The sequence below is a fragment of the Aquabacterium sp. genome, assembly GCF_044226965.1.
Lineage (GTDB): Bacteria > Pseudomonadota > Gammaproteobacteria > Burkholderiales > Burkholderiaceae_C > Pseudaquabacterium.
In genome coordinates, this window is the sequence record NZ_JBGAGA010000013.1 from 68,081 (window position 1) to 81,729 (window position 13,649).

7 protein-coding genes are annotated in these 13,649 nt (G+C 72.0%); 4 read left to right on the top strand and 3 right to left on the bottom strand.

Features of this window, described 5'->3' with window-relative positions; translation table 11 throughout:
* The first annotated feature begins 91 nt into the window (after positions 1–91).
* On the top strand, positions 92–3,943 hold the full coding sequence (locus ACILR4_RS08360) for a Calx-beta domain-containing protein (protein ID WP_395700381.1): 3,852 nt from the start codon (positions 92–94) through the stop codon (positions 3,941–3,943).
* 7 nt (positions 3,944–3,950) lie between these two features.
* Here the strand turns inward: ACILR4_RS08360 and ACILR4_RS08365 are convergent, their stop codons facing one another.
* The gene (locus ACILR4_RS08365) at positions 3,951–5,483 is read right to left on the bottom strand and encodes a sigma-54 interaction domain-containing protein (RefSeq protein ID WP_395700382.1); all 1,533 of its coding nucleotides are present in this window, start codon (positions 5,481–5,483) and stop codon (positions 3,951–3,953) included.
* A 48-nt stretch (positions 5,484–5,531) separates the two neighbouring features.
* Between ACILR4_RS08365 and ACILR4_RS08370 the strand changes: the two genes are divergently transcribed.
* From ACILR4_RS08370 to ACILR4_RS08380, 3 genes are all read left to right on the top strand, one after another.
* On the top strand, positions 5,532–8,405 hold the full coding sequence (locus tag ACILR4_RS08370) for a PAS domain S-box protein (protein ID WP_395700383.1): 2,874 nt from the start codon (positions 5,532–5,534) through the stop codon (positions 8,403–8,405).
* Between the two features lie 176 nt (positions 8,406–8,581).
* Positions 8,582–9,271, top strand: coding sequence for a matrixin family metalloprotease (locus ACILR4_RS08375; RefSeq protein WP_395700384.1), 690 nt, complete (start codon positions 8,582–8,584; stop codon positions 9,269–9,271).
* A complete protein-coding gene (locus ACILR4_RS08380) occupies positions 9,241–9,783 on the top strand; it encodes a hypothetical protein (RefSeq protein ID WP_395700385.1) in 543 nt (180 codons plus the stop codon). Before ACILR4_RS08375 ends, ACILR4_RS08380 begins: the two co-directional genes overlap by 31 nt.
* Here ACILR4_RS08380 and malZ read toward each other — a convergent pair.
* Both malZ and ACILR4_RS08390 read right to left on the bottom strand, forming a co-directional pair.
* Positions 9,767–11,623, bottom strand: a complete 1,857-nt coding sequence (gene malZ, locus ACILR4_RS08385) for a maltodextrin glucosidase (RefSeq protein ID WP_395700386.1) — start codon at positions 11,621–11,623, stop codon at positions 9,767–9,769. The genes ACILR4_RS08380 and malZ overlap by 17 nt on opposite strands.
* A 120-nt stretch (positions 11,624–11,743) precedes the next feature.
* Positions 11,744–13,579, bottom strand: a complete 1,836-nt coding sequence (locus ACILR4_RS08390; protein WP_395700387.1) for a LuxR C-terminal-related transcriptional regulator — start codon at positions 13,577–13,579, stop codon at positions 11,744–11,746.
* Between the last annotated feature and the right edge of the window lie 70 nt (positions 13,580–13,649).

Genomic DNA, 13,649 nt, shown 5'->3' on the forward strand with positions numbered 1-13,649 from the left:
TGATCGCGCCGGGCCCTGACGTTTCGGCGCAGACTGCGTCTCTCCCGCCGTCGGGCTGCGTCAGCCCGCCACGACCCGACCTGGAGCCACCATGCCCTACCTCCGCGCCACCCCCGTGGCCGCCGCCGAAGGCGCGGCTTTCATCGAATTCACCATCACGCTCGACCAGGCCTCGGGCAACGAGATCAAGGTCAACTACGACACGGTGAACGGCATCGCCAACTACAACAGCTCGGCGCCGGACTTCCAGCGCAACTACGGCACCCTGAGCTTCGCGGCCGGCGAGACCAGCAAGACCGTGCGCGTCAACCTGGTCAACAACACCACGCAGGAAGGCACCGAGCTGTTCTGGCTGGACCTGAACACGCCGGTCAATGCCAGCGTCGAGCAGCGCTACACGCCGGCGCTGATCTTCGACAACGACGGCACCGCCGGCACGCCCGCCATCAGCGTCAGCGACGCGGTGGTGGACGAGACCGCCCGTACCGCCAGCTTCTTCGTCTGGCTCAGCCGCCCCGCGACCGGCACCGTCAGCGTCAGCTACGCCAGCGCCGACGACACGGCCCAGGCCGGCAGCGACTACCGCAGCGTGGCCGGCACGCTGAGCTTCGCGCCCGGCGAGGTGGTGAAGACCGTCACCGTCGACATCCTCGACGACAGCCTGGCCGAGGCGGACGAGTTCCTGCAGCTGCGCCTGTCCAGCCCCGCCAATGCCACGCTGCTGGACGGCCTGGGCGTGGCGACGATCGCCGCCAACGACGCCGCGCCGGTGGGCGCGCCCTACGTCAGCGCGCACCCCATCGCCACCGACGAGGCCCAGCCCAGCGCCAGCTTCGTGGTGCAGCTCAGCGCCCCCTCGGGCAACCAGGTGTCGGTGAACTACGACCTGGTCAACGGCACCGCCAACTACAACAGCTCCGCACCGGACTTCCAGCGCAATTACGGCACGCTGGTGTTCGCGCCGGGCGAGACGGCCAAGGTCGTCACCGCGCCGGTGGTGGCCAACACCACGCTGGAAGGCAACGCGCTGTTCTGGCTGGACCTGAACGCGCCGGTCAACGCCATCGTCGAACAGCGCTACACGCCGGCGCTGATGATCGACAACGACGGCATCGCCGGCACGCCCGGGCTGCAGCTGAGCGAGCCGGTGGTCGACGAGAGCGCCGGCACGGCCCGCTTCTTCGTCTGGCTGAACCGGCCCTCGGCCAACGTGGTGACGGTGAACTACGCCACCGCCGACGACAGCGCCACCGCCGGCAGCGACTACCGCGCGGCCAGCGGCAGCCTGAGCTTCGCCCCCGGCGAGATGGTGAAGACCGTCACCGTCGACATCAGCGACGACACCCAGGCCGAAGGCGACGAGTTCTTCCGGCTGCAGCTCTCGGGCCCGGTCAATGCCACGCTGATCGACAGCCAGGGCGTGGCGCAGATCGGCCGCAACGACGGCGACGCGATCGGCGCGCCCTACGTCACGGCCCGCCCGCTGGCGATCGACGAAGCGCAGATGGCCGCTTACTTCGTCGTGCAGCTCGGCGCGCCGTCGAGCAACCAGGTGTCGGTGAACTACGACCTCGTCAACGGCACCGCCAACTACAACAGCTCGGCCCCCGACTTCCAGCGCAACTACGGCACGCTGGTGTTCGCGCCCGGCGAGACGACCCGGGTCGTCACCGCGCCGATCGTCGACAACACGACGGTCGAGACCAACGCGATGTTCTGGCTGGAACTGGACACGCCGGTCAACGCCATCGTCGAGCAGCGCTACACGCCGATCCTGATGATCGACAACGACGCGGTGGCCGGCACGCCGGGGCTGCAGGTCAGCGAGCCGGTGGTCGACGAAAGCACCGGCCAGGCCAGCTTCTTCGTCTGGCTCAACCGGCCGTCGGTGAACGTCGTGACGGTGGCCTACGCCACCGCCGACGGCACGGCGCAGGCCGGCAGCGACTACCGGGCGGCCAGCGGCACCCTGAGCTTCGCGCCCGGCGAGATGGTCAAGACCGTGCTCGTCGACATCGTCGACGACACCGTGCCCGAGGTCGACGAAGCCTTCCGGCTGCAGCTGAGCAACCCGGCCAATGCCACGCTGATCGACAGCGGCGCCCAGGCCCTCATCGGCCGCAACGACGCGCCCCCGGCCGGCGCGCCCTACGTCACGGCGCAGCCGGTGGCCACCGACGAGGCGCAGCCCTTGACCCAGTTCGTGGTGCAGCTCAGCGCGCCCTCGGGCAACCAGGTGTCGGTGAACTACGACCTGGTCAACGCCACCGCCAACTACAACAGCTCCGCGCCCGACTTCCAGCGCAACTACGGCACGCTGGTGTTCGCGCCGGGCGAGACCACCAAGCTGGTGACCGCGCCGGTGGTGGACAACACCACCGCCGAAGCCAACGCGATGTTCTGGCTCGACCTGAACGCGCCGGTCAACGCCGTCGTCGAGCAGCGCTACACGCCGGCGCTGATGATCGACAACGACGGCATCGCCGGCACGCCCGGGCTGCTGGTGAGCGACACGGTGGTCGACGAGACCGGCGGCCGCGCGTCCTTCTTCGTGCAGCTGGACAAGCCCTCGGCCAATGTGGTGACGGTGGCCTGGCGCACCGCCGACGTCAGCGCGCACGCCGGCAGCGACTACCGCGCCGCCAGCGGCACGCTGAGCTTCGCGCCCGGCGAGATGGTCAAGACCGTCGGCGTCGACATCTTCGACGACGCGCTGGCCGAGGGCAACGAGGCCTTCCAGGTGCTGCTGTCCAGCCCGGTCAACGCCACGCTGGTGGACGGCACCGGCGCCGCGCTGATCGGCCGCAACGACGGGCCGCTGGTGAGCCAGCCGCAGGTGCTGTCCTCGCCCGTCACGGCCAGCGAGGACGACGTGGCCGCGTACTTTGTCGTACAGCTCTCGGCGCCCTCGGGCAACGAGGTGCGGGTGAACTACGACTTCGCCAACGGCACCGCCAACTACAACAGCTCGGCACCGGACTTCCAGCGCCATTACGGCACGCTGGTGTTCGCGCCCGGTGAAACCACCAAGCTGCTGACCGCGCCGCTGGTCATCAGCAACAGCGCCGAGGGCAGCGAGACCTTCTCGCTCGAGCTCAGCAGCCCGGTCAACGCCACCGTGCCGCAGCGCTCGACCGGTGCCACCATCCTCGACCCCGACAGCGGCTTCAAGGTCTGGAGCTATGGGCTGGGCGACGACCTGTACACCGTGACCAGCGCGCAGGACCGCATCGCCGAGAGCCCGCTGGGCGGCATCGACACGGTGCGCGCCAGCGTCAGCTACACGCTGCCGGACAACGTGGAGAACCTGGTGCTCACCGGCAGCGCGCTGAACGGCATCGGCAATGCCGGCAACAACGTGTTCCGCGGCACCGCGGCCAACAACAGCTTCGACGGCCAGGCCGGCATCGACACCGCGGTGTTCAGCGGCCCGCGCGCGGCCTACACGCTCGGCGGCAATACCACGCAGCGCACGGTCAGCGGCGGGGCCGACGGCAGCGACACGCTGTACTCGGTGGAGCGGCTGCAGTTCGCCGACACCCTCCTGGCCAGCGACACCGCGCCCGGCGGCCATGTCTACCAGGCCTACGCGCTGTTCAATGCCGCCTTCGACCGCGCGCCCAGCACGGCCGAGCTGAGCCAATGGACCGCCACGCTGGACCGGTTGGGCAGCCTGGAGGACACCGCGGCCGAGTTCATCAACACCTACGCGCCGGGCGTGCCGGACGACGTGCTGGTGGCCTACCTCTGGAGCACGGTGATCGGCGGCGCGGTGCCTGCCGACGCGCTGGCGCTGTACAGCGGGCTGCTGGCCAACGGCAGCTACACGCAGGGCGCGCTGTTCGCGCTGGCCAGCACGCTGGACTTCAACACCGTGGAGATCGCCGGCATCGCCGGCCAGACGCTGGCGCTGGACCCGGCCTTCTTCGCGGTGCCCGCTTGAGCCGGGCTCAGCGCCGGCGCTGTGACAGCTCCGGGTAGCGCGCCAGCTTGTCGTAGAAGGCGGCGCGCGAGATCTGCAGCAGCCGGGCCGCGGCCACCCGGTTGCCGGCGGTGGCGCGCAGCGCCGCGCCGATGGCTGCGCGCTCGAGCTCGGCCACCTGCTCGGGCAGCGGCCGCGGCAGGCCGGGGGCCGCGGGCAGCGCCGGCGCGGCCGATGGCGGCGGCATCGGCTCGCCGGGCCGGGCGGCGGCCTCGGCCGGCGCGGCACGCAGCGCGGCCCGCGCGTCGGCATCCAGCTGCAGCGCGCTGGCGAAATGCTGCGGCGTCAGCTGCATGTCGTCGGTCATCAGCGCCGCCTGTTCGAGCACGTTGCGCAGCTCGCGGATGTTGCCGGGCCAGGGCTGGCGCACCAGCAGGTCCAGCGCGTCGGAGGACAGGCTCTTGTGCGGCAGCGCCCCGCGGCGCGCGATGTCGTCCAGCAGCGCATCGGCCAGCGCCTCGAGGTCGCCGATGCGCTCGCGCAGTGCCGGCAGGCGGATCGGCAGCACGTTGAGCCGGTAGTACAGGTCGGCGCGGAAGCGGCCTTCGGCCACCATGCGGCCGAGGTCGCGGCTGGTCGCGGCGATCACCCGCACGTTGACCTTGAGGACCTGGTTGCTGCCCAGCGGCTCGACCTCCTGCTCCTGCAGCGCGCGCAGCAGCTTGGCCTGCAGCGCCAGCGGCATGTCGCCGATCTCGTCGAGGAACAGCGTGCCGCCGTCGGCGAGCTTGAACTTGCCGTCGCGGCCGCGCCGGTCGGCGCCGGTGTAGGCGCCGGGCGCGACGCCGAAGAACTCGGCCTCCAGCAGCGTGTCGGGCACCGCGGCGATGTTGACGCCGACGAAGGGCCGCGCCGCGCGCGCCGAGGCGGCGTGGATCGCATGCGCCAGCAGTTCCTTGCCGGTGCCGGTCTCGCCCAGCAGCAGCACGGTGGACTCGGTGCCGGCGACGCGCCGCGCGTGGCGCTTGACCTCCATCGCCGCGGCGCTGGCGCCGATGTAGCCGGCGATCGTGTACTTGGGCCGCCGATTGCGCACCTGCTCGGCGGCGAGCTGGCGCTGCGCGTCCTCCAGCTCGTGTTGCAGCCGCACGAACTTGGTCATCAGCGGCTGCATCGTGCTTTCCGGGTGGTCCATCAGCACCATGCCCAGCGCGCCGATCACCTGGCCCGCGGCGTCGCGCAGCGGCACCCGGCTGACCAGGAAAGTACCGGCGCGGTTGGTCAGCAAATCGACCATGATCGGGCGACCCGTTTCGATGACCTGGGCCATCAACGTGTTGGGAACGACCTCCTCGACCCGCTTGCCGACGAAATCGGCCTCGGCTTCGAAGCCGAGCGCCGGCAGGAAGCGCTTGTAGCCTTCGCTGATCCACACGATGCGGTGCTCGCGGTCCACCACCATCATGCCCATCACGGTCTGGGCATACAGGTCGAACATCGACTGCGCCGCCAGCTTCAGCAGGCTGTCGGCATCCTGGGGCAGCTGCGGGTCGAGGGCCATGCGCCAGACTCTAACGCGGGGCAGCGCCCGGCCCCCGAAGGGGCCCTGATGGCCAGCCGCCCCGCCACCACCGGTGAAGCAGCGCTGCGCAGCGACATGCGGCGCGAGGTGGGCGGCCAGGCGGCGCGCGCGTTCTCGCTGTTCGGCGCGCTGGCCATGGCCGTCACGGCGCCGCTGCTGCTGCTGTACGACGGCATTGCGCCGCAGGTGCGCCTGCTGATGCAGGGGCTGCTGCTCGGGCTGGCGCTGGTGCTGCTGGGGCTGTATGGCCTGTCGGTGCGGGGGCACTCGCGGCTGGCCGTGGTGGTGGCCCTGCTGGCCGGCTCGCTGGCCAATGCCGGCCTGGCCGCGGCGATGGGCGTCGGTGTCCAGGGGCAGTCGCTCGGCCTGTTCGCGCTGATGGTGGCCCTGGCCGGCGTGCTGCTGGGCATGCGCGCGGCGGCGGCGCTGGCGCTGCTGTGCCTGGGCCTGGTGGCCGGGCTGTACCAGGCCGAGCTGATCGGCTGGATCCCCGGCCGCACCGCCGCCGCCGCGATGCCCTCGCTCAACCGCGCCTACACGCTGGCGGTGGTGATCCTGATCGGCCTGATCGCGGCGCTGGCGATGTCGCGGCTGTACCTGCGCGCCTACGAGGAGGCGGCGCTGCAGCGCGAACGCCTGCGCGGGCTGCTGCACATCGGCACCGACTGGATCTGGGAACAGGACGCCGCCGGCCGCTTCACCCATGTGTCGGAGGCCTTCCTGCAGCGCAGCGGCCTCGCGCCGGAGCGCCTGCTGGGCCATGCGCTGTGGGAGCTGCCCGACCTGCAGATGCCCGGCCACGACTGGCTGCCGCTGCGCGAGGCCTGCGCGCGCCAACAGCCGATGCGCGACCAGCTGGTGCGGCTGCGCGCCGCCGACGGCCGGCTGCTGCTGATCGCGTTCAATGCCGACCCCTGCCACGACGAACAGGGGCGCCTGACCGGCTGGCGCGGCGTCGGCCACGACGTGACACGGCTGATGCAGGAGGCCCAGCGCCGCCAGGAATCGGAGCAGCTGCTGCTGCGGGTGTTCAACACCTCGCCCGATGCAGTGGTGGTGAGCACGCTGCAGGAGGGCCGCATCGTGATGATCAACCACCAGATGGCGCGCAGCTTCGGGCTCGAGCCCGAGGCGGCGATCGGCCAGGACGTGCTGAGCCTGGGCCTGTGGGCCGACCCGGCCGACCGCGCACGGCTGAGCGAGCAGCTGCGCCGCGACGGCCAGGTGCACAACCTGCCGGTGCGGCTGCGCTCGTACGACGGGCGCGCCCTCTCGGTGCTGATGTCGGCCTCGCTGCTGCAGCTGGACGGCCGCGAGCACATGGTGTCGATCGCGCGCGACATCAGTGCGCTGGAGCAGGAGCGGCTGGACACCGAGAAGCTGCTGCAGCATGCCGCGGTGGGCCTGGCGCTGGTGCGCAACCAGCACTTCGTGCGCGTGAACCCGATGTACGAGCAGCTGCTCGGCTTCGCGGTCGGCTCGCTGGCCGGCCAGCACACCCGGGTGATCTTCACCAGCGACAGCGCCTACGCGCGCTTTCGCGAGCAGATGGCCGCCGGCATCGGCGAGATCGACCAGGAGACCATGGTGCCGCGGCGCGACGGCAGCCGCTTCCCGGGCCGCCTGCGCGGCCGGGCGGTCGATCCACGCCAGCCCACCGAGGCCGGCATGATCTGGGTGCTGGAAGACATCAGCGAACGCCGCCGCAGCGAGCGCGCGCTGGCCGAGGCCAAGCGTCAGGCCGAGGCCGCCAGCCAGGCCAAGAGCGCCTTCCTCGCGACGATGAGCCACGAGATGCGCACGCCGCTGAACGGCGTGCTGGGCATGATCCGCCTGGCGCGCGAGGAGCCGGCCGAATCGGCCCGCCATGCCGAGTACCTGCAGCATGCCCAGGCCAGCGGCGAGACCCTGGCGCAGATCATTTCGGACATCCTCGACCTCTCGCGCGTCGAGGCGGGCCGCCTGCAGCTGGAGAACGCGGTGTTCGACCTGCATGCGCTGGTGCGCGCCCTGCACGAGCTGCACGCGCCGCAGGCCGGCGCGAAGGGCCTGCAGCTGACGCTGGCCATCGGCGACGGCGTGCCGCAGCATGTCGACGGCGATGCGGTGCGGGTGCGGCAGATCCTCGTCAACTACCTCGTCAACGCGATCAAGTTCACCGAGACCGGCCGCGTCGATCTGGTGCTGTCGACCGCGGCCATGTCGGACGCCGGCCCGGCCCGCCTGCGCTTCGAGGTGCGCGACACCGGCGTCGGCATCGCGCCGGAGCAGCAAGCCCGGCTGTTCCAGCCCTTCGTGCAGGCCGACAGCTCGACCACCCGCCGCTTCGGCGGCACGGGCCTGGGGCTGTCGATCTGCCGTGAGCTGGCCCAGCTGATGGGGGGCTCGGTGGGCATGCACAGCACGCCCGGCGGCGGCAGCCGCTTCTGGGCCGAGCTGCCGCTGCGGCCCGCTGCCGACGAGGCCATGGCCCCCGCACCGGCCCCGGCCGCGGCGCAGCCGCTGGCCGGCCTGCGCGTGCTGGTGGCCGAGGACCATCCGGTGAACATGCTGATCGCCGCCGAGATGCTGCGCCGCTGGGGCGCCGAGGTCGACGAGGCCGTCGATGGCGTCGCGGCCATCGCTTGCGTCGAGGCCGCGCAGGCCGCGGGACGGCCCTACGACCGGGTGCTGATGGACATGCACATGCCGCGGCTCAGCGGCCTGGAGGCCACGCGCCAGCTGCGCGCACGGTTCAGCCCGCAGCAGTTGCCGATCATCGCGCTCACCGCCGCCGCGCTGGCCAGCGAACAGCGCCTGGCGCTCGATGCGGGCATGAACGACTTCGTCTCCAAGCCCATCGTCGCGCCGCAATTGCTGGCGGCCCTGTGCCGCACGACGACCCGCACGCCTAGCGCCTGAAGTACGCGTCGTCTTCCGCGGCCCGGCAAGCTGTCGAGAAACTTGACAGTCGGCGCCCTCACGGGTGCACCCCGTCTTCTCAAGCCCTTGATCCACAAGCGATTTCCGCCCACGGCACGAAGCTTGCTCGATCGACGACAGTTTTGCCGTTTCCAATATTTCACGAGGGGTTTCCGATGTTCAAGCCGTTGTCCCACGCCCGCAAGCTGCTGGCCGCCCTGTTCGCCGCCGGCACCGCGCTGTCGGCCCAGGCCGCGTTCGTCACCACCAACGAAGCCGGCATGGACGCGATCTTTTCGCAGTCCACGTTCGACGGCCGCAACATCGACATCCGCTTCAATGCCACCGTCGAAGTGCACAACACGGCGCTGCTGGTGATCGACTCGTCGGCCGAGTTCGATGTCACCTTCCGCCCCAGCACCACCAAGGCGATCGCGATGTACTTCGTCGACGACATCCAGTGGTGCGGCGGCCCGACGACCTCGACCATCGGCTGCGGCTGGATCGGTGCCAACGGCATCGCGGTGAATTCCAGCTGGGCCGGCGACGCCAGCTACGGCGCCAACCTGATGGCGCACGAACTCGGCCACAACCTGGGGCTGGGCCATTCCTCGGGCGACAACCAGAACCTGATGGCGCCGATCATCATGACCGGCATGGGCACGCTGACCAGCGCGCAGGTGTCGAGCATCCTCAGCAGCACCTTCGTGCAGACCGACACCTCGGGCCAGCGCTTCGTCGAAATCACGCCCTACCTCGTGCTGCCCGACCTGGTGATCACCGTGCCCGAGCCGGGCTCGCTGGCCCTGGTCGGTCTGGCGCTGGGCCTGGCCGCATGGCGCGGCCGCCGCGCAAGCCGGGCCTGAGCGCCCGTCCGGCGCGTCGCGCGCTGGCGCTGGGCCTGCTGCTGGCGGCGTTCGTCCCCAGCAGCATGGCCGCCGAAGCTTGCCAGCCGCGCGATTTCGGCGCCTTTTCGCTCTGCATTCCGCCCGCGTGGCGGATCGAAGCCACGGCCGGCACTGCTGTCGATTCAGCAGCCGGCCGTTGGTCCGTCAGCGGCCCGGGCGCGGCGTTGCTGGTCGAGCACGACTACGGCCTCTACAGCGACCCGTTGCAGCAGCTGCCCGATGGCGCGCGCGTGCTCGCCGACACCCCGCTGCAGCTGGACGGCCGCGCCGCGCGCCTGCTGCGCTACACCGTGCCTGGCCGCGACGGCGGCCCGCTGATGCACCAGCTGGGCCTGCATGTGCCGGTGGTCCACCCCGGCGGCCGCATGGGCCCGATCCGCCTGACCTTGCTGGCGCGCAGCGCCGACCCGAAGCGCCTGGCCGAAGCCGACGCTGCGTTCCGCAGCCTGCGCTTCAAGCCGCCGCGCTGAGGCGGACCTCGGTCCCGCCCGCATCGCCCAGCACCACGCAGCTGCCCTCGGCCGGCAGGCGCAGCAGCAAGGCATCGCCCTCGGCGAGCAGGCGGCCGCCTTGCAGGTCGCGCCAGGCACGCACCGGCAACGGCAGCGCGGCCAGCGGGATGCGCGCCTCCGCGGCGGGGCCCCGGTTCACGGCGATCAGGCTCATCGACTCGCCGGTGTAGCGTGCGAAGGCCACCCATTCGTTGCCCTGCGCCAGCCACTGCAGCGCACCGTCGCGCCATTCGGCCCGTTCGCGGCGCAGCGCGGCCAGCGCCTGCACATGGGCCAGCAGATCGTGGTGCCAGCCGGCTTCGGTCCAGTCCATGCAGCGCCGGCAATCGGGGTCGCCGCCGCCTTCCATGCCCACCTCGTCGCCGTAATACAGGCAGGGCACGCCGGGGTAGGCGAACAGCAGCGTCATGCCCAGCCTGGCGCGCGCCACGTTGCCCCGCAGCCGGGTCATGAAGCGCGGCGTGTCGTGGCTGCCGAGCAGGTTGAACTGCACCAGCTGGGTCTCGTGCGCGATGGCCGCGCGCGCGCGGTCGAGCCAGGCGCGGAACTCGGCGGTCGAGAGTTCGGTGGCATGGCCGTTGACGTCCTCGCCGGCCAGCCAGGCCCACACCGGCTGCGCGAAGCCGTAGTAGTTCATCGAGCCGTCTTCCTGGTCGCCCTGCAGCCAGCGCGTGGCTTCGCTGAAGTGCTCGCCCAGCACGTAGGCCTGCTCGTTCACCTGCTTGATGGCCTGGCGCATGCCACGCACATAATGCGCGTTATTGCGGGCGCCCGCGCCTTCGCCGACCATGTGGATCACGTCCAGGCGCCAGCCGTCGATGGCATACGGCGCCCGCAGCCAGCGCTTGAGGATGGCGTCCTCACCCTCGTACACCGCGGCGCGCAGCCCGGGGTTCGAGAAATCCAGCACCGGCAGCGAATCGTGGCCCTTCCAGTACATCGGCTGGCCGTCGCGGTTGAAGGCGTACCAGTCGCGCCAGCGCGAGGCCGGTGACTGCGCGGCGCCGGGCTCGGCATGGCGGCCCCAGCGGTTGAACCACGGGTGGTTGGTGCCGGTGTGGTTGACCACCGCATCGAGCATCAGCCGCATGCCACGGCCGCGCATCTCGGCCGCCAGCCGCTCCAAGGCCGCGTTACCACCGAGGTGCGGATCGACGTTGTCGTAGTCCTCGGTGTCGTAGCGGTGGTTGCTGCCGCTGGTGAACACCGGGTTCAGGTAGATGGCACTGGCGCCGACGCGCTGCTGCACGTGGTCGAGCTGCTCGCGCACGCCATCCAGGTCGCCGCCGTGGAAGCTGGTGTTGGCATGCGCCGGGTCCAGCGCCGCGCCCCAGGGCAGCTGCTGCGCCGGCTGCGGCCGGCTGCCGTACACCGTCTCGCCGTGGCGGTCGGTCGTGCTGCCGGTACCGCGCGCGAAGCGGTCGGGGAACACCTGGTAGAAGACCTGATCGCGCACCCAGGCCGGCGGCGCCTCGCGCGGCACGCGGAAGTGCTGGGCCTCGGGCGGCACGTGGGCATGCGTGCCGTCGGCCGCCAGCCAGTGCTGGCGCCCCTGGTGCAGCAGCTTGAAGGCATACAGCGTGGCCGGGTTGCCGGCGTCCCAGGGCACCAGCAGCTCCCAGCGCTGCAGCGCGCCCCACGCGCCGGCGTGGCGCATCGGCAGCAGCGTCTCCTCGTTGTCCGGCAAGGTGCGCAGGTAGACGGCCGTGGGCTCGGTGCAATCGGTCAGCAGGCTCACGCGGCAGCCCTCGGGCGTGCGGACGAGCCAGGGCGCGACGGGCGGATGCAGCAGCAGCATGGTGTTGTTCGAATCGTTGGCAGGAGTGGCCGCGATTCTTCGCAGCCCGGTCGGGCTTGCCATCCACCGGGGGGGTGGATGCGCGCGGTGGAGCCACCCGCCCGCGGGCTGGGGCTTTCCCTAGCGCAGGTGATGCGCCCGCTGCACCGCCTCGGCCCGCGAGCCGATCGCCAGCTTGCCGTAGATGCGGTTGATGTGCGTCTTGACGGTGGCGATCGAGACGTTCAGCTGCGCGGCGATCTGCTCGTTGGTGAAGTGCTGGCCGATCAGCTGCAGGATCTCCCACTCGCGCTGGGTCAGGTCGGCCGGCGGTGGCGGCGCGGCCTGCGGACTGTCCGCCGGTGCGGCCGCGGGTGCCGCCGGCGCCGCCTGCATGTGCTGGTACAGGCGCTGCGCGAGCTGGCGTTCGGCCGGATGGCGCACGATGGCCACCGAACCCAGCAGGGCCTCGAGCGCGGCGGCGAGCTTGGGCGCGAGCCACAACGCGTCGAGCAACTGGCCGTCCACCGTGGCCAGCGTCAGCCAGGCCAGCAGCGCCTCGGGGTCGACCGGCGGGCCGATGCCGCGCAGCAGCTGCAGGCGCCGCTGCAGCGCGATCAGCCCCCGCGCGGCCAGCTTCTGCTGCAGGCCCAGAAGCAGCGGGGCTGGCCAGGGCTTGCCGGCCAGCACCGCGGCCGCGGCCTGCAGCACGGCCTGGTGCAGCTCCACCAGCGTGGCATCGGCCGCTGGCGCCTGGGCCGGCTGCAGCAGGGCCTGCAGCGCACTGCCATCGGGTCGGCGCGCCAGCCACCACAGGCGTGCATACAGGTGGCTGTTGCGCCACTTCGCGCAATGGAAGGCCAGCGCCAGGCGCTGCGACAGGGCTTCGAGCTGCTCGCCCGCGCGCTCGTGCGCACCCTGCAGCTGCAGCGCCACGGCATCGATCACCAGGCTCGGGAAGGCCTCGTAGGCCTCCGGCGACGGGTCGGGCGCCAGCGGGGCCGCGGGCTCGGCGTCGCTGAACACGCAGCGCAGCTGGCGCAGGCGCTGCAGGCGCTGCAGGCTGGACAGCACCGGCACCAGCGCCACCGGGCACGGCGCTGCCGTGGCCATCAGGCCGCGCGCAGCCTGCAGCGTGGCGTCCAGCGTCGCCGCATCGTCGAGCTCCTCGCAGGCGCGCGCCCGCACGGCCAGCACGTCCAGCGCCAGCAGCGGCAGCTCGTCGCGCGCGGCAGCGCGCACCACGTCGGCCAGCGGCGCCAGCGCCTCGCGGGGCAGGCCGGCGTCGAGCAGCGCGAAGCCCAGCGCGTACTGCGCCATCAGCGCCTGCGGCTGCAGGTCGTTGGCGAAGCCGGCCACCGCCTCGCGCGCCAGCGCCAGCGCGCCGCGCGCGTCGTCGAAGATCTGCGCGATGCGGGCGCGGAACATCGCCTGCTCGGCGGCCGACAGCGGCGTGCCCTGCTGCAGCCGGCGGTCGGCCACATGCGGCACGCGCTCGACCTCGATCCACCAGGCCAGGCGCAACGCCAGCACCGGGGCGCTGTCGGCCTCGGGCTCCATCGCCACGCTGTCCAGCAGCTGGCCCAGCGCGGCGCGCGCCGGCCGCCACAGCAGCGCCCAGCCCGCTTCGCGCAGCAGCGCCAGCCGCTGCGCGGCGCTGCCGAAGCCGAGCGCGATCGGCGCCGCGAGCTCGACGCGGCCATGCTGCAGGTGAAAGGCGATCGCCCGCGCCACCGCGCTGGCGGCGTCCTCGGGCGCCTGCGCGAACCAGGCCGCCACGGGCGCCAGCGGGTCGCGTGCGTCGGCCGCGGGCAGCCCCTCGGCCGGCCAGGCCGCGCGCAGCGCGTGCGCCGGCCAGCCCAGCAGCGCGGCCAGGCGCGCCGGCTCGTCGCTGCCGGCCAGCGCCATCGCGGCCTGCAAGGCCAGCACGCGCAGCGCAGGCGCTGGCGTGGCGGTGGTGGAGGGGTCGGCAGACATGGGCGGCGAACGGAGGACGGCGGCAGGCGCGGCGCCGGGTGCCAAGTCTATCGGGCAGTATGCTCGCCGC

What these genes read in the sequence shown, in the direction of transcription:
- ACILR4_RS08390 (WP_395700387.1), bottom strand. Translation starts at nt 13,579, where the DNA reads ATGTCTGCCGACCCCTCCACCACCGCCACGCCAGCGCCTGCGCTGCGC.
- ACILR4_RS08365 (WP_395700382.1), bottom strand. Translation starts at nt 5,483, where the DNA reads ATGGCCCTCGACCCGCAGCTGCCCCAGGATGCCGACAGCCTGCTGAAG.
- ACILR4_RS08370 (WP_395700383.1), top strand. Translation starts at nt 5,532, where the DNA reads ATGGCCAGCCGCCCCGCCACCACCGGTGAAGCAGCGCTGCGCAGCGAC.
- malZ (WP_395700386.1), bottom strand. Translation starts at nt 11,623, where the DNA reads ATGCTGCTGCTGCATCCGCCCGTCGCGCCCTGGCTCGTCCGCACGCCC.
- ACILR4_RS08360 (WP_395700381.1), top strand. Translation starts at nt 92, where the DNA reads ATGCCCTACCTCCGCGCCACCCCCGTGGCCGCCGCCGAAGGCGCGGCT.
- ACILR4_RS08380 (WP_395700385.1), top strand. Translation starts at nt 9,241, where the DNA reads ATGGCGCGGCCGCCGCGCAAGCCGGGCCTGAGCGCCCGTCCGGCGCGT.
- ACILR4_RS08375 (WP_395700384.1), top strand. Translation starts at nt 8,582, where the DNA reads ATGTTCAAGCCGTTGTCCCACGCCCGCAAGCTGCTGGCCGCCCTGTTC.